The 21,456-nt window shown below is 53.4% G+C and carries 18 protein-coding genes; 3 read left to right on the top strand and 15 right to left on the bottom strand.

Annotated elements, in window-relative coordinates:
* From QZV31_RS04380 to QZV31_RS04415, 8 genes are all read right to left on the bottom strand, one after another.
* The coding region (locus tag QZV31_RS04380; protein WP_295358504.1) for an ESPR domain-containing protein at window positions 1-1,771 on the bottom strand (1,771 nt) is incomplete at its 3' end.
* Window positions 1,772-1,887: 116 nt separating this feature from the next.
* Window positions 1,888-2,112 (bottom strand): type II toxin-antitoxin system RelB/DinJ family antitoxin, encoded by a 225-nt coding sequence (locus QZV31_RS04385; RefSeq protein WP_295358506.1) that lies wholly within the window; start codon window positions 2,110-2,112, stop codon window positions 1,888-1,890.
* 342 nt (window positions 2,113-2,454) lie between these two features.
* On the bottom strand, window positions 2,455-2,805 hold the full coding sequence (locus QZV31_RS04390) for a hypothetical protein (RefSeq protein ID WP_295358508.1): 351 nt from the start codon (window positions 2,803-2,805) through the stop codon (window positions 2,455-2,457).
* A gap of 119 nt (window positions 2,806-2,924) precedes the next feature.
* Window positions 2,925-3,098, bottom strand: coding sequence for a YvrJ family protein (locus QZV31_RS04395; protein ID WP_093731031.1), 174 nt, complete (start codon window positions 3,096-3,098; stop codon window positions 2,925-2,927).
* 18 nt (window positions 3,099-3,116) lie between these two features.
* On the bottom strand, window positions 3,117-3,338 hold the full coding sequence (locus QZV31_RS04400) for a DUF2922 domain-containing protein (protein ID WP_295358510.1): 222 nt from the start codon (window positions 3,336-3,338) through the stop codon (window positions 3,117-3,119).
* Window positions 3,339-3,599: 261 nt separating this feature from the next.
* Complete coding sequence (locus tag QZV31_RS04405; RefSeq protein WP_295358512.1) at window positions 3,600-3,824, bottom strand: DUF1659 domain-containing protein; 225 nt, start codon at window positions 3,822-3,824, stop codon at window positions 3,600-3,602.
* A 158-nt stretch (window positions 3,825-3,982) separates the two neighbouring features.
* Window positions 3,983-4,624, bottom strand: coding sequence for an N-acetylmuramoyl-L-alanine amidase (locus tag QZV31_RS04410; protein ID WP_295358514.1), 642 nt, complete (start codon window positions 4,622-4,624; stop codon window positions 3,983-3,985).
* A gap of 340 nt (window positions 4,625-4,964) precedes the next feature.
* A complete protein-coding gene (locus tag QZV31_RS04415) occupies window positions 4,965-5,330 on the bottom strand; it encodes a helix-turn-helix transcriptional regulator (RefSeq protein ID WP_295358524.1) in 366 nt (121 codons plus the stop codon).
* A gap of 612 nt (window positions 5,331-5,942) precedes the next feature.
* On the opposite strand from QZV31_RS04415, the gene QZV31_RS04420 reads away from it, so the two are divergent.
* From QZV31_RS04420 to QZV31_RS04430, 3 genes are all read left to right on the top strand, one after another.
* On the top strand, window positions 5,943-6,572 hold the full coding sequence (locus QZV31_RS04420; protein WP_176760530.1) for a sigma-70 family RNA polymerase sigma factor: 630 nt from the start codon (window positions 5,943-5,945) through the stop codon (window positions 6,570-6,572).
* A gap of 98 nt (window positions 6,573-6,670) precedes the next feature.
* Window positions 6,671-7,924 (top strand): hypothetical protein, encoded by a 1,254-nt coding sequence (locus QZV31_RS04425; RefSeq protein WP_295358527.1) that lies wholly within the window; start codon window positions 6,671-6,673, stop codon window positions 7,922-7,924.
* Complete coding sequence (locus QZV31_RS04430; protein WP_295358528.1) at window positions 7,921-8,706, top strand: ATP-binding protein; 786 nt, start codon at window positions 7,921-7,923, stop codon at window positions 8,704-8,706. The genes QZV31_RS04425 and QZV31_RS04430 overlap by 4 nt, the downstream gene beginning before the upstream one ends.
* Window positions 8,707-8,730: 24 nt before the next feature.
* On the opposite strand, the gene QZV31_RS04435 is transcribed toward QZV31_RS04430, so the two are convergent.
* The 7 genes from QZV31_RS04435 to QZV31_RS04465 all read right to left on the bottom strand — a co-directional run bounded on the left by QZV31_RS04435 (window position 8,731) and on the right by QZV31_RS04465 (window position 21,244).
* Window positions 8,731-10,941 carry a SpoIIE family protein phosphatase gene (locus QZV31_RS04435; protein ID WP_295358529.1) on the bottom strand — a complete coding sequence of 737 codons (2,211 nt, stop codon included), beginning with the start codon at window positions 10,939-10,941 and terminating at the stop codon, window positions 8,731-8,733.
* A 77-nt stretch (window positions 10,942-11,018) separates the two neighbouring features.
* Complete coding sequence (locus QZV31_RS04440) at window positions 11,019-11,453, bottom strand: ATP-binding protein (RefSeq protein WP_093731024.1); 435 nt, start codon at window positions 11,451-11,453, stop codon at window positions 11,019-11,021.
* A gap of 15 nt (window positions 11,454-11,468) precedes the next feature.
* Complete coding sequence (locus QZV31_RS04445) at window positions 11,469-11,804, bottom strand: STAS domain-containing protein (RefSeq protein ID WP_093731023.1); 336 nt, start codon at window positions 11,802-11,804, stop codon at window positions 11,469-11,471.
* Window positions 11,805-11,919: 115 nt separating this feature from the next.
* A complete protein-coding gene (locus tag QZV31_RS04450) occupies window positions 11,920-13,683 on the bottom strand; it encodes an MATE family efflux transporter (protein ID WP_295358533.1) in 1,764 nt (587 codons plus the stop codon).
* Entirely contained in the window at window positions 13,676-17,311 is a 3,636-nt protein-coding gene (locus QZV31_RS04455; protein ID WP_295358535.1) for a non-ribosomal peptide synthetase, read from the bottom strand. Before QZV31_RS04455 ends, QZV31_RS04450 begins: the two co-directional genes overlap by 8 nt.
* A 47-nt stretch (window positions 17,312-17,358) precedes the next feature.
* The gene (locus QZV31_RS04460) at window positions 17,359-18,948 is read right to left on the bottom strand and encodes an anti-sigma factor antagonist (RefSeq protein WP_295358537.1); all 1,590 of its coding nucleotides are present in this window, start codon (window positions 18,946-18,948) and stop codon (window positions 17,359-17,361) included.
* A gap of 118 nt (window positions 18,949-19,066) precedes the next feature.
* Window positions 19,067-21,244 carry a SpoIIE family protein phosphatase gene (locus tag QZV31_RS04465; protein WP_295358540.1) on the bottom strand — a complete coding sequence of 726 codons (2,178 nt, stop codon included), beginning with the start codon at window positions 21,242-21,244 and terminating at the stop codon, window positions 19,067-19,069.
* Between the last annotated feature and the right edge of the window lie 212 nt (window positions 21,245-21,456).

The raw sequence follows: 21,456 nt of genomic DNA on the forward strand, positions 1-21,456 counted from the left end.
CAGGTTTGTCCAGCGTATATTTCATCACGTCAAAACCGCCCGCTTCGCCGTCCAGTTTGGACGTCTGTACTGCGCCGGTCAGATTTTCCACATTAAACGTGCCGCTGCCATCCTTCTTATGGAGCAGCGTCACACTCTCGTCCAGGTTCAGGCCCGTCTTTCCGACATTGGAAGAAACGCTGACCTTAGCCGCGTCAATTTCTAAATTATTTATCTGACTTTTCAGTGTCAGCATGGTGTCGCCGGCCTTTATATCCTTCGGCAATACAAACCTGTAATTATCAAATTTCCGGATTTCCGGGGCGGACAGGCCCACCGCCTCTACCTGCAGGGTGTTGTTGGAAATCGTGCGGTTACCATACCCTCCGAACAGCGTGCCATTCAGAACCGGAGCTTCTTTTTCTTTGGACAGGATTACCGTATTGTTTTCAGCCTTGCCGTCCCAGGAAAATCCGCCAATCACCCAACTGTTCACCGTGCCGCCGGAAATCTCCACGGTATTCTTCTCCACATCCCCGTTATCCGCGAAACCACCGAACAACATGCCGGACACATTTATGTTTCCTGCATATTCGTTTTTTATGTCAATGCGATTCTCCTTTAAAATTTCCCCGCCGGTCATGATGACTTTGTTCTCCGTCACGGCGCCAGTGGCTGCGCGTCCGCCAAAGGCCACGTCAGCTTTGCCGTTGTTGATGGTCAGCGTATTGCCTTTTTCACGCTGCCCGGGCGTGTTGGTCCCGCCGTCGCCGTAGAGGTAGTGTTCGGTATAAGTTACGTTCAGTTTATCTGAGGGGGCAGTCACTCTGTAGACGTCTACCGGTAACCCTCCGGTAACATCGTCCAACGGTTTCGCATATACCACCGAATTTGTATTATCCACCGTAAACTTGCCGTCCCCGCTGGTTTTTTCCAGCAGCGTCACGCTCTCGCCCAAATTCAGGCCGATGTCCGCTACCGTACCGCTGGCCATGCTGACGCTTGCCTTGGTTCCGTCAATCGATACGTCTAAAAACTGATTTGTCAGCGTAAGCATGGTGTCATTCGCTTTTATATCGAACGGCAATACAAATTTGTAGTTTTCAAAATTCCGAATCTGCTTCGCGGACAGGCCGACAGCCTCCACCTGCAGGGTGTTGTCGGACACGTCGCCGCCACTTCCGCTATATCCGCCATACAGGATTCTTCCCAGAACCGGGGCCTCTTTTTCTTTGGACAGGATTACCGTATTGTTTGTGGCATCGCCTTCCATGGAATACCCGCCGTACACATCATCTTCTACCGTGCCGCCGGTGATGCGCACCGTGTTGCCTTTGGCAGAACCGCTTTCAGAACACCCGCCGTACACGGCAACATTTACTGTGCCGCCAGTGATGGACACAGTGTTGTCTTCAGCGTTACGGTTATTCAAGGCATACCCGCCATAAACGTTAATACTTACCGTGGCTCCTGCCTCAACCGTGACCGTTGCCCCGGAAACGACACCATCAGGACCGGGGGCGCACCTCCCATAAACATATCCGTTTACAGTTTCATTGATGACAACATTATAAGGATCATCTCCATAGTAATCGCCATCGTCTTCAGAATGTCCTCCGCTGTTAGCCAGCACACCCGCCGGCGCAGCGCAGATCGCCACCGCCGCCAGCGCAGCGGCTATGTGCCTGCGGTTCAGCACGGACCCGCCCTTGCCGTTTCGTTTTACAAATTCGGCTACCGCCACGTAACAGTTTCTCGTCTTGCTCCAAATTACTTTGTAAATCTTATTCATCGTCGTTCCTCCATTGTGTTCTTTCGTTTATCTTTCCGGCGATGTCGCTATGGTTTGTTGCGTTTTATCATTAGCTTCACGCGGGTTCGTGTTTACGTTTTCGGTTTCTTTGCCTGCTACTTTTCTTCCGCAGTCTTCTTTTCCTCTGCCATTGCCGTGACTTTGTCCCTCGTGGATGCGTCAAGCCGCACATCGAACGGGAATCCGCCGGCGTAGACGGACTGGTGCAGAAATACGTTGATGGCCGCGGACAGGCTTACGCCCAGCTCGCTGTAGATCTTCTCGCATTTCTTTTTGGTTTCTTTGTTCATACGGAGAGTGAACATTACGGTATCTGCCATGATATTTTTCCTCCTTGCCTTACCTGAATGGCGCCCGGGGGCGCCCGCCTTGTGTTCTTCACTTTTTCAGTGTCCATAGATAAACCGTTTTGTGTATTTACATTATATATGATTTATACTTTTAAAGCAAGCGGCAGGTAAATGTTTTGTAGATTGTTGCTCACTTGTAAATCAAGAAGCCGCTCAAGAAGCCAGTTTGTAAAACGAAATGCAGGTACAGGAAAAGGACTTTTGAAAAGAAAAACACCTGCACCATTTTCAGGTACAGGCGTCGCAGGAGACAAGCAGACAAAAAAACGCGGCCTGCCATTTCTGACAAGCCGCGCCTTCGTGCGTTTCGCTTCACTCCTCCATATGCAGTTTTTTCAGTTCTTTTACTGCCGACCTTGTGTGGAATGGCACCCGGGACCGCAGCAGCCAGTTCAAAGCGGCCAGCCGCTGTTTCTGTTCCTGCGGATCGGCAGTGGCAGGCAGGTGGCAAATGCCCGCAGCCAGATTCTCAAAGGCTTCCGCCGCCGCCAGGCAAAGTGTTTCTGCCTTCACTGTCTGCAGGCAATGGCCGTCCCACTGCATCCATTTCCTGAATTTGGGCATATACACCCATTTTTTGCCGAATAATTCATGCAACCGCGCCGCATTGCCCGCATCGGTCAGCGGGTATTCCATCAGTCTGATCATCTGGTTCCGTTTCATTTGCCTTTTGTTCCTCCCTGCGCCTGCCCTTTCCGGCAGACTGCTTATGATTTGTATGCGCCGGAGCCTTTCGCCCCGGCGCAGATTCCCGTTTGCGGGTTTATCCCGCAACGTTGGCGTTACGCCTGTTTCTTTGCCGCGTCGCCGCGCATGGCGGCGATGTTGCAGCTCAGCTCGCCGATCACCTCGGTCAGCCCGGCCAGCTTGTTTTCCATGCGCACCAGCAAAAACCAGCTCAGCACTACGGGAAAACCGAAGTCTTTAATGAAGCTGAATAATTCCGTTGTCTCCATGTCGCGGCCCCCGTTTCATCACGCGGAGATCTTGTCCGTAGTGGTGGTACGCAGGTAACCTTCTACCGCTTCCACCAGATCGCCGCCGGTAGAAGTGAAAACATTGTTTTCCACCACTGCCTGCATGGCGGCGTCGATTTCCGCCTTCGTTACGCCGGCCTTAGGGTTCTCGATTTTCAGAATCACCTTTTTGCCCGCCGCGTTCTTAAAGATTAAATGCAAATCTGTATCAGAAGACATTATGGTTTCCTCCTTTTTTCTTTAGTTTAGTCCCGAATGATACCACCTGAGCGCTGCAACCCGTGCCCCGCAGGGCGCGAGGATTTGAATACTATTTTTCGTTGAGCGTTGACAGGGCAACCCGGAAGGGTCCCAGTTTGACGACACCGAGCAACGCGAAGCTTGCTGAGCGTACGCAGTGAGGAAGTGGGAAGCGGGTTGCCCTTCAACGCGACTCCGAAGCGTTAGGGTTGCAAGCGAAGGCGGTACCAGAGGGACGCCTTAGTCTTCGGACAAAGTCGCCCGTTCCACTACGTTCAGTCCGGTCATCTCATTATCGAACAGACCGCCCAGAGCCTTGCCTACCACCATCAGTTTGTCCGGTTCCACATCCGGTTTCACGTTGGAATAGACATAGCTTTTGCTTACGGGATTGCCATCTGCGTTCTGACCGCGCAGGATGGAAATGGATAAGGTACGTTTGGTTACGTTCATTACTGCTGCCATTGGATTTCACCTCCTTTCTCCGATGATTCGCTGCGGGACTTACCGCTCAGCCAACCTACATCTGCAGGCCCTACGATTCTGCCGCATGCCGCCTTGCGCGCCCGCTGTATCTGACGCGGTTCCCGGTGAAAAACCGGGATCCGCAGGTCAAATCACCCTCAGGCCGTTTTATGCTCCTGCCTCATTTCATGCAGATAGAACAGCGCTTTTCCCCGGAGCAGCGCCCCGCCGGGAATTAATTCGCCGCCGTGGATGTAATCCGGCAGAAACCACAGATCCCACTTGGTGTACGGATCGCCGCTGCCGGGACCGTAGTGATCCTTAAAGGCGATCTCGCAGTGGGTCTGCACGGTGTCCTTGTCCAGCACCAGCCCCAGCTCCTCACAGAGGATGGCGGTCAGCTTTGCCATCACTTCGATCTGAATCTCCGTCGGCGGTTCGTTGCCAAAGCGGATGATGGCATCGTCCGGATCCGCGCAGCCGTCTCCCACATACACAGCGTGGACAGTACGCACGTTTCCGTTTCCCGGCGGCCAGCAATCACCGCCGTAACCGCACAGCAGGCTGATGGCAGCCGCATTGCTGTTGCGCAGCCAGGTGTGGGCCTTTTCCTCAGTCAGCTTCCTGCAGTTCACATACACCTGCCCATCCCGGTCCACACACAGGTGGTAGGCGTCTTCGTTGGCGCCGTAATGGCCCCCGGACCAGTGCAGGTAGATGTGCTGTATGCAGCCCCGGGCCGAACGCGCCATCTCCCTCAGTTCCTGTTCTTCAATCACGATTCCCTTTGATTCCGACATTTGTGTTTTCTCCTTTGCATCACTGAATCATTTTTCTGTTTGGGGTTCCGAATTCCACTCACACTTTTATAATCGTTTGAGGCCGCAAAATCGGAAGTAAAATTTTTACGTTTTTTCATCCCGGGGCTTTTGCCATTACCGCAACAGCCTGTCGGTGTGCCTGCGGTTTTCAGAAACACAGGCATTAAAAAAGCGCCGCCCCTCCCCGAAAGGATAGGACGGCGCCGGTGCGCCTTGCGGCATTTTTCTGGAACTTCCGCAAAAGCGGAACGATTCCGGATCGCCTGCATGACAGATTGTATCCCCGTTACTATTCAATTTTAATTACCGTGACAATCGGTTAGCGATACGCTTTCCGCCGGTTATACCTGCATACCCTGCAGGGATTTTCCTCCGGATTTGATCCCGGCACTGTACTGTTGTTAGGGCAGTGACAGCAGGGGTAGTCAGCCTCCGCAACCGCGTACGCGAACCCGCCCTGCCCCGGCGTAAGATCCGATTTCTCTGTGCCTTCCGGATACGCCGGTCCGGAGCGGTCACCAAATAATACTACATACATATCGTTCAGCAAATCTTCAGAAACCGTGGTTTTATCGTTTTCAATACGCGACATGGTACCGCGACTAATGTGCAGTTTACCTGCAAGCTGGGTTTGATTCAGGCCCCTGGCCTTTCTTGCTCTCTTAATCTTATTACCAATTTTCATGGTAATTATTCATCTCCTTATTGTTAAATTTGACAAAAATAAATCGGTTCACTGCGAAACCGTCCCGGCCATTTATAAATATATCCGGGAACTGACTGATGATACCATGATGTTTCATGTTGAGATTACTCTCCTTTTTAAGATTTATTTAAATGGGAATTTCATCTGCCACAACGTATTAGCTACAGGCGACAAGAATAATTATAAAAGATTCAGCCAGTATGTCAACACATAATGCCAGATTGCTTCCGTTGATCGTGTGACAAAAGTATGGCATTTCTCAGATTAATGAAGGAATGAAAAGCCAAAATCTGCATTGATACTGGTTTATCATTGTATCAGATACCGAAACAGCAATGACAGAAAACGTTCGGACCATTTTTTTGAAACCGGTCTGACTATTTTGTGCTATTTGTACGCACCGGTTTGTAACATCTGCCTAAAATATTGTGCAAATTATTCAATTATAAGTATATCATTATGCAATTTTTACATTTGTTTCAAAGTGTTTAATACAGCATTAATGCTTGACTTCAAAAAGAAAAGGTGATAATATGGCTTTGTTGTTTTTTAAGATTTGTAAGTATAATTTCTGAGAGGAGTGTAACCAACGTGAGTGATAACCAAAACGAAAAGGAAGAAAACGTCTTTCCCTGGAAAGAAAAGATGAGGCAGGCCGGGCAGGGCGATACCGGTTCCGTTCTCGAGTTATGCGAGGAAATAAGGCCGATTGTAGAGGGTTTCAGCAGAAACGGGATGTTCCGCAGCCTGTTTTCTGCAGAGGATACCCGCAGTATGGCATCCTTGGCCGCATTGGAATTCATGATGGGATATGAAGGCGATACCCCGGACAGGGAGATCCCGTATCTGTTACGCCGTGTAATCCGTTGCAGGCTGTATGACGAGGCGCGGCGTCTACAGACGCGCCAGCGGTATGAAGTGCCTGATACAAGCCAGGTTTCGGAGGACAATGACGGAGATAAAGGCCATTCATTCCAGACCGGATGGCAGGACGGGGAAACGCCGGAAACGCTTCTCCTTTCCGCAGAACGCAGCAGCAGGATACAAAATGCCCTGAAAATGCTGAATCCGAAGGAACAGGAAGTGCTCCGGGCAATTTACGCGGAGAATAAAAGCAGCAGCGAAATTGCGAGACAGTGGCACTGCACCAGCCGCTATGTAATTATGGTAAAACACAACGCGTTGAACAAGCTGAAGATTCTGCTGAAGGATTCAGATTAAAAACACACCGGCAGCGATGACAACCTTACCCGGAATAATTGCGTGCAAGCGGCGTTTTCCTAACGCCGCCGGGTACTGCCGATGAAACGGAGGACACGATGAATTCGATAGACACAAACCTTGCACTGGATTACAAAACCATGACCGCCGTATTGGCGTTGGGAGGAGAGGAGAGCCTGTCTATCCTCGGCGCCTGGAACTGCATGAAAACACTGGCCCGGGAAGACCCGGAAGGCTGTGTGCGCCTGATGCCCGGCCTGTCCATGGATATGGCAGCCCTGGCCGGCTTTTTGCGCTGCCCGGAAGCTCTTGTGGAAAAAACGGTTTCCGTATTTGCAAAACTGCGCCGTCTCACCGTAAAAGACGGGCTGATTCGCTTACAGGCCCTTGGGGATGAGCATAACCGGAATGAGAATCAGGAATTATGTGAAAGTAACAGACCGGTTTTACAGAAAAAGGCAGCGGCAGGCGCAGCGAGAAACGGCAACGCGTCCGGCTCTTCCGTAAGCGAAGAAGCCCTGGCCAGAAAACGGGAGCAGTGGCGGATCCGTCAGGCAAACCGGCGGGCACGGCTGAAACAGGCAGAAGCGTCAGGTTCAGGTAATACTGTCACAAAACGCGACAGGCGTGACCAGCGTGACACTCAGCGTGACAGGTGTGACACGATGTATGACCTGCGTGACAATCAGCGCGACAGGCGTGACACAACCATGCAAAGCCGCACGGCCACTGCCGTTACGCCAATGCGCGACCTGCGTGACACCCAGCGTGACAGTCGTGACAACACGGCTATGTATGATAGGAATGTAAATTCTTACCATCCTTTACATGCTTCACAGGCTCATAAGCCGGTAAGCCCGTATGATCAGTTTATTCCCCGGAACGAACTGCCGGAAGTAGACCGGAATGTGATCGATACATGGAACCGTCTTCCCCTGCCGAAATACAAGGGACTGTTCCCCGACCTGCGGGACAAATTGCATTACCTGCTGAAACACTACGGGGAAGCCACCCTCTGTAAAACCATTGCCGGCATTGCCGACAACGCTTTCCTGTTAGGCAAAAAATTCGGCAAGACTTGGTCGGTTTCCCTGGGCTGGCTGCTGGAACCGGAGCACTTTGCCAACGTGCTGGCCGGAAAATACTGGGAAGGCAAATACGACAATAGCAACGGCAGCGCCTGGCATCCCGGGGAACGCCTTCCCTTCTACCTGCCCGGGGAAGGAGAAACACGCTTTACGCCGGAGGAACAGGAACAGGCGATCCGTGACCTGTATATCCCCACCACCCCGGCCCAGTTAAAAGCAGCCCGTCTGGTAGGGCTGCCCGGATTCAGAAAGGAGACAGCATGATGCAGAACTATTGTGAAGTAGAGCGCTCCGTGGAGGAGATCATAAAATACGAAAAGCGCCGCCGGGCTCTGGGGCAGGAAAATCTATGCCACTGGGATTTTGCCCACGACAACGGACAGAGTCCCCTTACCACCGACGTGATGTGGGAGTATGCGAACCACTTTGGGGAATTACTGGAGGACGGCACCGGCCTGTTCATTTTCGGCAGTCCCGGCGCAGGCAAGACCTATGCCGCCGCAGCCATCGTCAATGAACTCACCGACCGGGGCTACGACTGCATGTTCACCAGCATGAACAACATCATGACGGAACTGAGCACCCTGGGACTGGAAGGACGGCGCAACCTGTTCTGCCAGATATTTGCCAAAGACCTGCTGGTGCTGGACGACCTGGGTTCGGAAGTGGAAACCTATTACACCAACCAGACCTTCATCCAGATCGTGACCACCTGCCTGTCCAAGTCGATTCCCGTCATCATCACCACGCCCTATCCGGAAGACGCGCTGCTCAAAGCAAGCGGCAACGAAAAACGGATCATGGCCCTTACGCGGCTGCTGAACCGGAACATCAACTACACCGTGCCGATGCCCGTGGCGCGCCGCAACCGTAACTTACAGCAGAAACAGAAAGCGGAAGCCCTGGTAAAAGGCGCGGCCAGCCAGCAGCCCCTTCCCGCTTTTGGGTCGCCTGCGGACCGACCGGAGACCGCCGTGCAGGACGCTCCCTGTCAACCGGTTCCGGCGCCATCTGGCCCGCAACATAAAAAAACCGCCGGAAATTAATCCAGCGGTTTCGTCTTATGGGTTTTATCCGGTGTAACGGATGGCCAGCATGGTGATATCGTCAGACTGTTCGGCTCCCCCTGCATGGGCGGTGATGTCTTTGCGCAGTGCGGCCAGCACATCCGCCACAGGCACACCGTTTCCGGAAGGTATGCACGTAAGGTCCGCCTGCAACTGTCCTTCCGAATACACTTCACCGGCTTCGTTCATGGCTTCCGTCACGCCGTCCGTATAGCAGAACAGCAGCGAACCGGGAGACATCTGCAGCCTTTCCTGGGTAAAGCGGAGGTCTTCTTCCACGCCCATCATCAGGTTCTTCTTCGCAGGGCGCAGGTAGGTAAACGCCCCGTCCGTACCCTGCCGCAGCAACGGCGGGTTGTGGCCGCAGTTCACATAGGTAAAGTCGCCGGTCCGGATATCCAGAACGCCGAAGAAAACCGTTACGAACAGCATTTCTTCATTGTTTTCGCACAACTGCTGATTGGCGCGTCGGATCACATCCGCAAAGGTTTCCTCTTCCCCGGCAGACAGCGCGGAATTCTTCAGGATGGTCTTGGCAATGACCATAAAGAGCGCGGCGGGAACGCCTTTGCCGGATACGTCGGCAATGGTGATGACCAGCCGGCGGTCGTCCAGCATATAAAAATCGTAAAAGTCGCCGCCCACCTCTTTCGCCGCAGCCATGGTGGCAAACAGGTCAAAGCCTTTGTTTTGGGCAATCTCCCCGAAATTACGCGGCAGCATTCCTTCCTGGATATCCGTAGCTACGGAAAGCTCGGTAGCGATCCGTTCCTTTTCTGCGGTAACCTTGGAAAGGGTCTCTATGTGTTTCTTCAGGTCGCCGGCCATATCGTTGACGCTGTCCGCCAGTAATGCCAGTTCATCCGTCCGGCGGACGTCCACCTTCTCATCCAGATTGCCCTGGGCAATCCGCTTCACGCCATCGACCAGGGTCAGAATGGGGGTCACAAAACGTCTGGCCACTTCAGAACTGACAAAGAACAGGGGCACAAGCATGAGCAAAAAGATCAGAAGCGCCCAACGGAGACTGGAGCGGAAGGAACTGTGCAGCATGTCGGCAAAGCCTTCCATCTGGGACAGAACATTATCCCTGGCATAGGCGGCCGGATACACCACCGCGCGTTTGTTATTCAGGATGCCATAGCTCCAGCCGGGCTTGTCCACGGGGGCAAAGGCCAGGTAATAATCCTCGCCGCCTACGGTGACCAGCATTACATCCTTTTGCCCTGCCACCATGGCGGAGGCAGCCCGGGCGATACTTTTTTCCGGACTCTGGCGCAGATCGGAGACGCTTTGGGGAACCGCCAGCGGGCCATCCGTAAAGGTTGAGAAAATAACACTGCCGGTAGCATTGTCCAGCAAAAACCGGGACTGTTCCGCTTTTGTGATGTCCTGGTCCTGATCGAGCTTGTCCACGGTGTCCGCATTGTCTGTCAGGCGGAACAGGGTTTCGGGGTTACAGTCAACCCCGGCTACCCCCGCCAGACCCGCGGCGTCGTAATAGGGAGCCACACAGGTCAGACAGCGGGCGCCGTTGGTATCGGTATAGATACCGGTAAAAGCGGGTTTATTACCGTCTGCCGCCAGCTTGTACCAACCCATCTTCCGCGGGTCATAGCTTTCCAGAAACGCCGGGCTGAACTGCTTGGCCGACTTGTCCGGCGTCACATCCATGGCGATGAGATAACCGTGAGCCGAGCCTGCAAAGGCAGCGGTATACCATTCCGGCATCAGTTCCAGGTCGTCTGCGATATTGGAAACCAGCGCGATTTCCGACGCATAAGCCCCTGCCCCGTACTGCCGCACCAGTTCCCGGCTGAAATTAACATAGGCCTTACCGGAAGGGATTACGTCAGTATGGGGATCCGGCAGGCGGCGCGGGTGATAAAGCTCCGGATGTTTCAGCATCTTGCTCATCAGCTCGGCAATATAGCGGGCGTCGTCCATTGTTGTCTTCATTTCATGCCGGATCAGCTTCGCCGTGGCAGCCGCATCGGCGGACAGCCGTCTCTTAACCTGCATTTCGGCAAAATTTTCCGTAAAGGAAGCCGTGTTATCGGCCAGAAGAGCGCCGGTTTTATCTATATTTTCGCGAATCGCATACATGCCTGCCAGGGACACGGCGCCTGCAATAATAAAGGACGCCAGTCCCACTGCCAGCAGCAGCAGGAATATCCTGTGACGCAGGCTCATGTTTTGCTTTTCTAACTTCAAGGTGAAACTCTCCTGTCAGGATTGCCGGTTCCCGTGTCATTGTAATGGCAACAAAGGCTCACGGAACCGTATTTCTTTTATTCTTTATCCAGCAGCAGGGACAAATGGTTGGCCATCTGCCCGAACAGTTCTTCATATTTGTATTCTACGGATTTAAAGTTCTTTTTTACCAGGAAAATGCCATATCCCCCGGGTTTCCTTTTTTCCAAAGGCAAATCGTCCGGCGGACGGCAATCCTTCTCCAGCGGGTCAAAGGGTTTGCCATGGTCGGCAAACTCAATTCGGAAACAGTCGCCCTCCTCCGACGTTTTCAACCAGACATAGCCCGGGTCGTCATAGGCATAGGAAATGATATTCACCAGGACTTCTTCAAAGCCAAGCTCCAGCCGCAGCTGCTGCCTCATGGATACGCCGGCTTCTTCCGCCGCAGCCATAACTTCGTCCCGGATGCGTTCGTACCATTTCATTTCGGCGTCAAACCGTTTCCAGCTTCCGTTCTTCGCGTCTGCCATAGAACAGCACCTCCGTCAGGCTAATTCATTCAGGGAAGCATAGATCGTAAATAAAGCGTCCATACCGCTGTCTTCCAGTACTGATTTCACAATGCCGGAAGGCCCGCACAGGGTAAACTCCTTCCCGCTTTTCTTTGCCAGCTTGTTCAGGCGCAGCAGTACCCGGAGACCGGCGCTGGAAAGGTAGTCCATGCCGGACATGTCCAGAACCGTCTTCTCGTTGCGGTTTACGATGTCTTCCCCCGTGGCGTAGGCTTTTTCCGCCGTCACCATATCGATACGCCCGTTCACGCTCCAGACCGTCCAGCCGTTGGCTCCTGCGGTTTCTGTCTGTAAAAATTCTTTTTCCATGGTTATTGTTCCTCCTGTAAATAATAATCAAATTTAAAGTAAACTCTTTTATATGAGGCCGGCCTTTTGCCGGCCTGTTTTGTTGTCGCAATGCTTCGCCGCAGCAACTGCCGCCTCACACGGTCAGCGTGACAGTGTTGAACCCGTGGTAGTTGCGGTACAGATACTGACGGACGTGGGTTTTCACCGCATGCAGGACCAGAGCCCTTTCGTCTATGTCTTCCGTCTGTTCCGGCAGGACTTGCAGCGCCTTGTCAGAAAGCTGGAAGGGATTCAGTTCCCTGGCATTGTCCCGGAGATGGAGCTTGAAGGTTCCGTCTTCCTGTGCGATTACGGTAAGCTGGGCCAATACCGGCTCGTCGCCTTTCAGGGAGCCGGCCCGCTCGTTCATCACACCGCAGATTTCCTCCATAGCGAGACGCAGGGAGTTACAGCAGTGGGCATCGGCTCCCCAGGACAGGGCAAACTGTTCCACCGCATCCAGCTGCTCGGCCACATCCTGCACCCGGCCCAAAAAGGATGCGTTATAGACCCGGGCAGGATCGATGACATGCCGTTCTCCCCGTATGCGCTTGTAGAAATAAAGCACCACCAGCGTAACGATCTCTGACAGCGGATACACCAGCCAGAACACATAATAACCATACTCTGCCAGCACAAGGGCAATCGGCAGGCTGGCGCCCAGACGCCGCATGAACACCACCAGAAAAGCCGATCTCTCGTCCTCCTCCGATTGCAGGTAATTCTGCAGCACCAGGGCTACGCCCATAAAGATGGAACCCGCGCAGAAGACCCGGGCCGCATAATAGGCTTGATTTGCGTCCTTTATGTCCTCCAGACCGAAGAGCAGGTCAAGGATCTGGGGCCAGACCATGACCAGCAGCATGGAAAGGGTGCCTACAACCAGCGCATAACCCAGCGCGTACCGGAAAAAACGGTGGAGCTCCTTAAAATTGCATTCGGCAAAAAACATGGAGAAAAACGGCTGGGAAGTCTTGCCGATGAATTCATATAAAAAGATAAAGAGCACCGAAAGGTTTTCAATGATACTGAACACCGCCACGCCGTCCGTACCGGCCATATCCGACAGCAGACGGATCACCACCAGCGAAAAGATGGCGTCAAAAATATATTCGGAGGAGGTGGAGAAACCGAGCCGCAGCCCTTTGAACGCCTCCTTGAAAGAGGCGGCATGTCTTTGCAGCGCCAGCTGGCCCTCGGAACGCGTCGCGAGTAATCCCACGGAGACCAGCACCGCCACCGCGTTGGAAATAAAGAAGCCGAAGCTGCAGCCGGCGATGCCCCAGTTAAAGAACAGCAGCAGGATGGCGCTGATGATCAGGTTACCTACCCCGGTGGCAGTCTGGACCACCGTGGAGAAGGTATCCTCCCCGTCATTGCGCAGGTAGGCAGTCAGTACTTCCATCAAAATCTCAAACGGAATGCCCAGCAGGATATAAAAGAGATAGCTTTTCGCCATCTGGTACACCGCGCCGTCATCTGGATGGGTGCCCAGAAAAGCCAGCAGCTCATTTTCAAACAGAACACCTCCTGCCAGGATGCCGAAGCCGATGACTGCGCTGATCCGCATGAAAAAATTGAAGATGCCCAGGGCCTCTTCCTTTTTTCCCTCATGCATCAGATTGCTGTACACAACGGCCCCGCCCATGGAAAGCCCGAACACAAGGAAGGCCGCCAGCAGGAACAGGGGGGAAATGAAGCCGATGGCCGCCAGGCCGTCCATGCCGATGGCATGGCCTACCAGGATCGTGTCGCCGATCTCCGCCAGGGCCAGCCCGATACCTGCCAGGGGAGCCGGCAGGACCGAGTGTATAAACATTTTACGGGTAAAATACGCATAATCGACTGTTTTATCCACGCAGAATCTCCTTTACTATTTCTCCGATCGTTTTGCCCGCTGCCAGACCGTGTATCGCAGCCGCATAATTTTTCAGGAACCGGTCTGTGAACGCTTCGCTGTAAGCTAAGGTATTATACGTCAGGTTCACATAGAAATCATCGCTGCGGCGATGCAGGAAGAAATCAAACACCTCGTCTTCATAATCTTCGATTTCTTCGTAGCGGGACGGGCCGCCGCAGAAGGTAAACTCGTCTTCAATATCTTCGCCCTGATACGAGAACGCTGCGATAAGAGGTACACAGTCCCCTTCATAAAGCGCGTGGCGGCGGCAAAGGAGAATATTCTCCTGGGTCTCCTTCACAAACCGGGACGCCGTCATATCCGCCTGCCAGCGGGTGCAGAGCGGGTAATGCCGGTAAATCGCACCCATGGTCCGTTCATAGCGGATATCGTCCCGGCCGTTGTATATGGTCAGTACGGCGGAAGCCTGCTCCCCGTTGGCCAGGCTCTGCAAAAGGCCGAAGGCGGCCGCCAGGATGGATCCGTCCGTAACGCCGTTGGCCCTGGTAAAGGCATCCACCTTTGCCAGATCCACATGCAGCGGCACCATCAAATCTTTTGTGACGTTTTCCTCACCGGGATCCAGATCCCCTGTAAGTTCTCCGGCCCGTGCCGTAAAGGACCGTACAAAATCAGCATTCCACTGCTGCTCCTTTTGGTACGCCGGCGTTTCCAGGGTATCCTCGATCCGGTCATAATAATCAAAGATGCTGTATTCTTCCGTTGCCGGCTCCTCACCCCCATAGGCGGCATCCACGTCTTCCAGGAAGATGTTGATGGAGTCGCCGTCGATGATGGGATGGAGGAAATCAAAATAAAATTCTTTCGCCACAGTTCCGTCCGCTTCGGTAATGGCAAAGAGACGCATGACGAACATGCGGGTCTCGGGACGGTTCATGGACTGACGCAGGTGCGGTTTTAATTCTTCGTATTCCTGCCGGGTGATCGTCTCGACGACCGGTTTCAGATTTTGCAGGTCGCCGGGCCGCCAGCGAAGGGTTCCGTCGGCAGTGGCAGTCAACCGGGCATCCACGGCGGGATGGGCCAGCAGCGTCGTTTCGATGGCAAGCGCCAGGCGTTCCATATCCGTTTCCGGCGCCAGATATACATGGGCGTCGCAGTGCAGGCCGTAGCCTTCTTCCAGATCGTTACCCCACTCATAGTGCAGCTCCTGCAGAGGGCCGAAGAAATGGGTATCCCTGTGGATCACGCGGTTCTGCTCCTGCGCTTCCCGCTGTGCCAGCAGGTTCGCAATACCGATAGGCGTCTTGCCTTCATAGACCAGATTAAAGTTCAGCTTCAGATTCCGGCATTCGGCTAACAGCCGCACCACGCTGAGGCTGTCGCCCCCGGCCGCAAAGAAGTCTTCTTCCGCGCTGACCTTTTCCATGCCTAAGGCCACGGCAAAGCCTCTGGCCAGTGCTGCTTCCGTTTCGTTACGGGGCGCTACATACGGCGTTTCGGTCACGTAGACTTCCGGTTTGGGCAAAGCCCGCCGGTCTAATTTGCCGTTCTGGTTCCGGGGAATGGCATCCAGCTGTACGATTGCCGCCGGTACCATGTAGGGCGGTTTCCGTTCCCGGATAAAGGCCGCCAGGGCTTGCCGGTCGATGGGTTCATCCGCCACTACATAGGCCGCGATGAATTTCCCTCCTGCCGGATTATCGCAGGCCACCACCGCTGCATTTTTCACGGCAGGGAAATCGTGTACGACCCCTTCCACTTCCGCCAGCTCCACCCGGAACCCGCGAATTTTCACCAGGCCGTCCCGTCGGCCGATAAACTCAATGTTCCCGTCCAGACGGTAACGGGCCATGTCCCCTGTGCGGTAGGCCGTTTCGTATTCGCGTTCCTGCGAAAACGGATTGGGCACAAACGCTTCTTTTGTCTTTTCCGGCCGGTTCAGATACCCGCCTGCCACCTGGATCCCTGCTACCCAAAGCTCTCCCAGGGCGCCGGGAGGCACACGCCGCCCGCAATTGTCTACCATATAAATAGCCGTATTATCCATGGGCGTGCCGATGGGAATATCCGGCTCGTATTTCGTCATACTGTAACAGGTAATGGAAACCGTAGCTTCCGTGGGTCCGTATTCATTGGCCACAATATACGGATGCACCGGCTTAAAGGGTACCAGCGTTTCCCCGCCTACTACAATGTATTTCAGTTCCGGACAGTCCATGGTCAGGGCAAACTGGCGCCCTACCTGGGCCGGCAGGTCCGCCACCACAACATGATGCTTATTTATAATTTCCGCCAGAGCCGGCAGGTCCAGCTTTTTCTCTTCGGGAATGACGACGATGCCGGCGCCTACCGTAAGGGCCGGATACATATCCGCCAGGGATCCGTCAAAGCCATAGCTGTTGTAACAGGTTACGCGATATTTCTCCGTAGGCGTAAAAAAACGCCGGTACCAGGCTGCATAGGCCATGAGATTCTTCTGTAACAGGCGAACCCCTTTGGGCACGCCGGTAGTACCGGAGGTATAGATCAGCATAAACAGATCGTCCGGCTGCGGCACCTGTATCTCTGCCAGCACAGCAGCATCCGGCAGCGGCAGGGAGGAAATCTCCGACACCCGCAGGACCGTTCCGTTAAATTCTGTAAAATTCTGCAACCGCGGCAACAGTTCATCCGCAACAATAATAAGCCGTGCCCCGGCGTCTTTCACCATAAAGGACAGGCGTTCATCCGGATAGTTCGGGTCCAGGGGTTCATAGGCGCATCCCGCCCGCATGACGCCCAGGGACGCGATCACCATATATTCGGAACGGGGGATGAATATCGCCACCACATCCCCACGGCACAATCCATTCCGGGACACATAGCCCGCCAGCCGGAATGCCAGATCCTTCACCCGGGCATAGGTGTAAGCCTTCTCTTCGTAAGTCACCGCCATGTTGTCCGGATATTCCGCAGCTCTGGCACAGAACTGCTCAATGATGGTAGCTGTTTTATCATAGGCATGGACCGTCTCATTAAAACGGTCCAGAACTCCCCTGGTTTCTTCTGCCGTAATGCAAACGCCGGCCAGTGTTCCGGCGGTGGAAAAACTCACGATGATTTCCCGCCAGGAAAGAGCCATCACCCGGATAAAGGGCTCTGTATACAGCGAATTGTCATAGGAAATGACAAGCCCCCGGGGTGCAAGGCAAAACGCCAGCGCCAACCCTTCACACTGTGCCGGGGGAATCTCCCCGGTCAGGGAAACGGCCACACGCCGTCCTGCTTCTACTCCCAGGACTTCGACTGCTTCGCCTTCATCCCAGGAAAAGGCTCCTCCTTCCTGCAGCCGGTTCTTTGCCAGTTCCGTCAGCTGGCCGGGCGTCATATCCGGCTTCCATTCTTGCCGCAGCGGCTGACAGCCGTTTCCGTTCCACACCAGAAGACCGGCTTCGTTCAGTCCGCCGTATACGCCCAGCAGGTATAACACCGTTGCAGCCAGTTCGGCCGCTTCTGGACGTGTAGCCAAGGGAAGCGAAAACCGGTTCCAGGTTCTGCCCTCTTTTTCCCGCAACTCGGGAAGAGGCAAACAATCCGGCAACTCCGAGCCGAAGTGTGTAGTACACCATTCCTGCTTATCCATATGTTATAAACCCTTTCTTATATCGTTACCCATGCCGGAAAGCCTGCTTATTTCAGCAGTTCCGTTACTACACAGTCCCCGTCCTGCAGGGCGACGACCATCTCTTTCATAATCGTTGCAAACCGCTGCATGGCTGCCGCGCTGTACCGATTGTTGTCATAATCCAACACCAGGGAGAATGTACTGTCATCATGGGCGTTTACTTCAATGTCCAGCGTATTTTCCGCCGCCGAAATCTCATTGGCAGGCATTTCCTCGATCAATCCTTCCGTGCCCCCCAGTTTTATCGTGCCCCGGCGCCCTAGATTGCCTTTTTGCAGGATAAAGCTGGCGCACTCGTCTTCCAGCCCACTTCCGTAAACCATGTCCAGGCTCTTGCGGTATTGCATGCCTTCGTTTACCCTGGCTTCCAGCCCGCCCAGGAAGGCGGCTGCCGTAATATCTTCGTTAAAATCCCAGCGGATGGGGAACTGGTCCAGCATCAGGCCCATGAGGCGCTTTTCGGACAACGTCACCCGGCCGTTGTGAACCCAGCCCATGATGGCTTCCCGGCTTCCCGCAGATTTGGCCAGGGCCAGCAGTGACGCCCCCATGAAAAATGTATTCTCAGTAAACTCCCGGCCTTTAAAAAAGTCCTTTTCAATCACAGGAAACGGGACTTCTATTTCGTGTTCCGGTGTATCGCTGGCTCCGTCTATATCCGCAGGAGGCAAATGCCGGCTCTCGTCAAAACCTGCCAGCATTCGGGTCCAGTAATCATGTCCTGCCTGCAGTTCCGCCTGGGGTATTTCCGCTTCCTCCCGGATATACCCGGCGTAGCTGGCAGACTGGCGCCCGGCTTTGCCGCCCCGTTCGGAACGAACATAGCGTTTATCTATCTCTCGCAGGAAAAGCATGGCAATGGCGGCGCCATCCATGATTGCATGGTAAAAGTCCGCATAAAAATACTTGGCCGTAGAAGTTTCCATCAGGTAGATCCGGTACAGCGGATGATCGATCAGGTCATAGGGCAGCTTAATTTCCCGCTTTCGCTGTTCAAAAGCTTCGTCCGAGAGTGTCTCCACAACAACCTTGGTAATGTCACCGTCAAAACGCTGGCAGATATCCCCTGTTTCCGGGTGGATCACCAGACGGCAGCGGAAAATATCATATGACGCAAGCACATCATTTAAAGCTGCCGCCAGTCTCTCCATATCAACAGCCGGATCCAGCCGGACCAGGGCGCCTGTATTCATCATGGTGGACTTTGCTTTCATAAAATGGGTGTCCACCATCCAACGCTGGATGGGACGGAGGGGATACAACCGGGAAAAACTGTCTTCCTGTTCCCGCCAGACGATTTTAATCAGGTTGTCAAAACGGGTAGCCTGCAAAACCTCCGCCACTTCCTCGGAGGGATACAGCAGCTTCATTTCGCCACCCTGCCGGGCCATCTTTTTATTGGCCGAAAACAGGGACCGCAAACCTGCCGATGCAATGTATTCCACATTGGAAAAATCCAGCAACGCCTGTTTCATCCCCTGCGTCTTTTCGGTAAACGCAGCATCAAACTCAGCCGTTTCCAGCGCGCTGAGCCTGCCGGCAATCGTGAGTGTAACAGTATTTCCTTCCGTAACGGAAGTAATCGTCAATGCCATTTGAAATCATCCCCTCTTTTTTAGTCGCCCGGTCTGACCGGGTGTTGCATACATATCTCATTTTTTATAAAGCTTATTATAATATTATAACATATTTTTCAAGCACTTGCATCCGGAATCATTGTTTTTCCTGTCCCTTATACAAAAGTCCCAGCATGGTCACGTCGTCAGACTGTTCCGCTTCTCCCGCATGGGCTTTCACCGCCTGGGAAACCAGGACCAGGATGTCTTTTGTCTCCATCTCCCTGGGAACTGTTCCCAGCAGGTCTTTCAGTTTTCCCTCTGAAAACAGGTTGCCCTCCGGATCCATGGCTTCCGTCACGCCGTCGGTATATAAGAACAGGCAGTCACCCGAGTTCAGCTTCAGCTTCCGGACCGGGAACTCCAGGCCTTCCATTATACCTATCATGCAGGTGTCCGCCTTGGGCAGCCAGGCAAATCCGTCTGCGCCGCAACGCAAAAGCGGGCGGTTATGTCCTGCGTTCACATAGCAGAACTCACCGGTTTTGATGTTCAGCAGCCCCATGAACACGGTGACAAACATATCTTCTTCGTTATCCCGGCAGAGCCGGTCGTTGGCCCGGGCCATCACTTCACCCAGCGCCTCCGCTTTTTTCAAAAGAAGCATGTTGTTTTGCAGCACGGTCTTGGCGACGACCATGAACAGCGCAGCGGGCACCCCTTTGCCGGACACATCCCCAATGGTCACGGCCAGATGGTCTTTATCCACCAGGTAGAAATCGTAAAAGTCGCCGCCTACTTCTTTCGCCGCATGCATGGAGGCGTAAATATCAAATTCCCTTATATCCGGAAAAGCGGGAAAGGTCTTCGGCAGCATCCCCTCCTGGATATTCCGGGCCACCGACAGCTCGGTGGCGATGCGTTCGTTTTCCGCTGTGACTTTGGAAAGATCCGCAATATAGGTTTTTAACTCCGCGGCCATGTTGTTCACGCTGTCCGCAAGGTGTTCTATCTCATCACCGGTCTCAAGGGACAGCTTTTTATCCAGATTCCCCCGGGCAATCTGTTTCACCCCGTCTTCCAGTTCCAGAATCGGCTTTACAAACCGTTTGGCCGACCATGTGCCGAAACCGATTAAGCCGACCAGCAGCAACGCCATGGCGGCAGCCAGCATCGCCCCATAACCGGTTATCAGACCGTGCACGGTATTTCTGAAATCACTCATCCAGTCACGTACTTCATTTTTCGCCTCCATGGCAGGTGATAGTGTTTCATCTTTCGCAATCAGGGTACCAAAGCTCCAGCCCAATGACTTGATGGGTGCATAGGCCAGATAATACTCTTTCCCGTCAATCGTAACCGGCTTCATATCCGTTTTCCCTGCCACCATGTTTGCGGCTTCACGGGCGATACTGCTCTCTGCCGATTTTCGCAGATCCTGTGAATCAAGAGAAACGGACAGAAGCCCTTTCTCTTTGGAAGAAATAATAATTTCCCCTTTGTTCCCCAGTACAAAAGACCGCTCCGTACTGCTGATCGCAGTCTTCATAATCTCTTCATAAAGATCCTGGACACTGCAGTCAATACCGGCTACTCCGGCAAATCCCTCTGTATCATAATAGGGAACGACACAGGAAACACAGGGTTCTCCTGTCACCGGGTTAATATATGCATCCGTAAAAACAGGCTTGGAAGCGTCTTTTCCCAGTTTATACCAGTCCCGTTTTCTGGGGTCGTAAGTATGACGGTTCGGCTCCGTACACAACGCAGAGAGCGTTTCCTTCTCTTCCCTCTGCTGCACCATGATCGTATATCCGCTTTTTGACCCCAGATACACGGCCTGATAAAAGTCACTGCAAGCGCTCATTCCCAGCAGGGAACCAATAAAGCCCGAAGTCAGCCTGATCTCACGCTGTAAAGCCGGCGAAACGCCCTGCCTGGCAAGATCCGGACTGTAATGAATAAAAGGCTGACCGGCAGGAACGTCGGCATATAAGGCATTGGGAACAGGATGGCCGGCGGATTGAACGTCGCCCTTCAGGAGGGCATTCATGACATCCGCTATATATTTTACGTCTGCAGCGGTCGCCGTCAACCCGCCATCCACATACTGCGCCCGAAGCCGGGTAATTTCCCCCATGCGTTTTTTTATCTGTGCTTCTACCAGCTGTTCCGTATATTCAGCCGTCTCCTCCCCCAGCTCTTCATTTTTCGTCTCCACCGTTTCCCTGATACGGTATAAGCCGAAATACAGAAAAACATTGATCAGCAAAAAGGTCAGCAGACTGCCGGAAAGCACTAGTAACAAAACTTTCCGTCTGATATCCAGTTTCAAGTTACACCTCCACCCTGAACGGGTTCCTGCGTTGTCATCAATTAGCTTCATTATTATATCACAGATTTTTCTTTTCGCACATTCTTTTTTGCCTGTTTATCTTTGGCCTCCTTCGCGCCTGCGTCTGACCGAAACGGACTACCGCAGCTCCGGCTGTTGCAGCCTGTGATTACAGTTTTTCACATAAAGTTTACCGTATTGCCGGACGTCGC

It is taken from the genome of uncultured Succiniclasticum sp. (genome assembly GCF_902793885.1).
Classification (GTDB): domain Bacteria; phylum Bacillota; class Negativicutes; order Acidaminococcales; family Acidaminococcaceae; genus Succiniclasticum.

Coding starts and splice junctions, on each gene's coding strand:
- QZV31_RS04385 (WP_295358506.1), bottom strand. CDS start 2,112: ATGGCAGATACCGTAATGTTCACTCTCCGTATGAACAAAGAAACCAAA.
- QZV31_RS04390 (WP_295358508.1), bottom strand. CDS start 2,805: ATGAAACGGAACCAGATGATCAGACTGATGGAATACCCGCTGACCGAT.
- QZV31_RS04395 (WP_093731031.1), bottom strand. CDS start 3,098: ATGGAGACAACGGAATTATTCAGCTTCATTAAAGACTTCGGTTTTCCC.
- QZV31_RS04400 (WP_295358510.1), bottom strand. CDS start 3,338: ATGTCTTCTGATACAGATTTGCATTTAATCTTTAAGAACGCGGCGGGC.
- QZV31_RS04405 (WP_295358512.1), bottom strand. CDS start 3,824: ATGGCAGCAGTAATGAACGTAACCAAACGTACCTTATCCATTTCCATC.
- QZV31_RS04410 (WP_295358514.1), bottom strand. CDS start 4,624: ATGTCGGAATCAAAGGGAATCGTGATTGAAGAACAGGAACTGAGGGAG.
- QZV31_RS04415 (WP_295358524.1), bottom strand. CDS start 5,330: ATGAAAATTGGTAATAAGATTAAGAGAGCAAGAAAGGCCAGGGGCCTG.
- QZV31_RS04425 (WP_295358527.1), top strand. CDS start 6,671: ATGAATTCGATAGACACAAACCTTGCACTGGATTACAAAACCATGACC.
- QZV31_RS04430 (WP_295358528.1), top strand. CDS start 7,921: ATGATGCAGAACTATTGTGAAGTAGAGCGCTCCGTGGAGGAGATCATA.
- QZV31_RS04440 (WP_093731024.1), bottom strand. CDS start 11,453: ATGGCAGACGCGAAGAACGGAAGCTGGAAACGGTTTGACGCCGAAATG.
- QZV31_RS04445 (WP_093731023.1), bottom strand. CDS start 11,804: ATGGAAAAAGAATTTTTACAGACAGAAACCGCAGGAGCCAACGGCTGG.
- QZV31_RS04455 (WP_295358535.1), bottom strand. CDS start 17,311: ATGGATAAGCAGGAATGGTGTACTACACACTTCGGCTCGGAGTTGCCG.
- QZV31_RS04460 (WP_295358537.1), bottom strand. CDS start 18,948: ATGGCATTGACGATTACTTCCGTTACGGAAGGAAATACTGTTACACTC.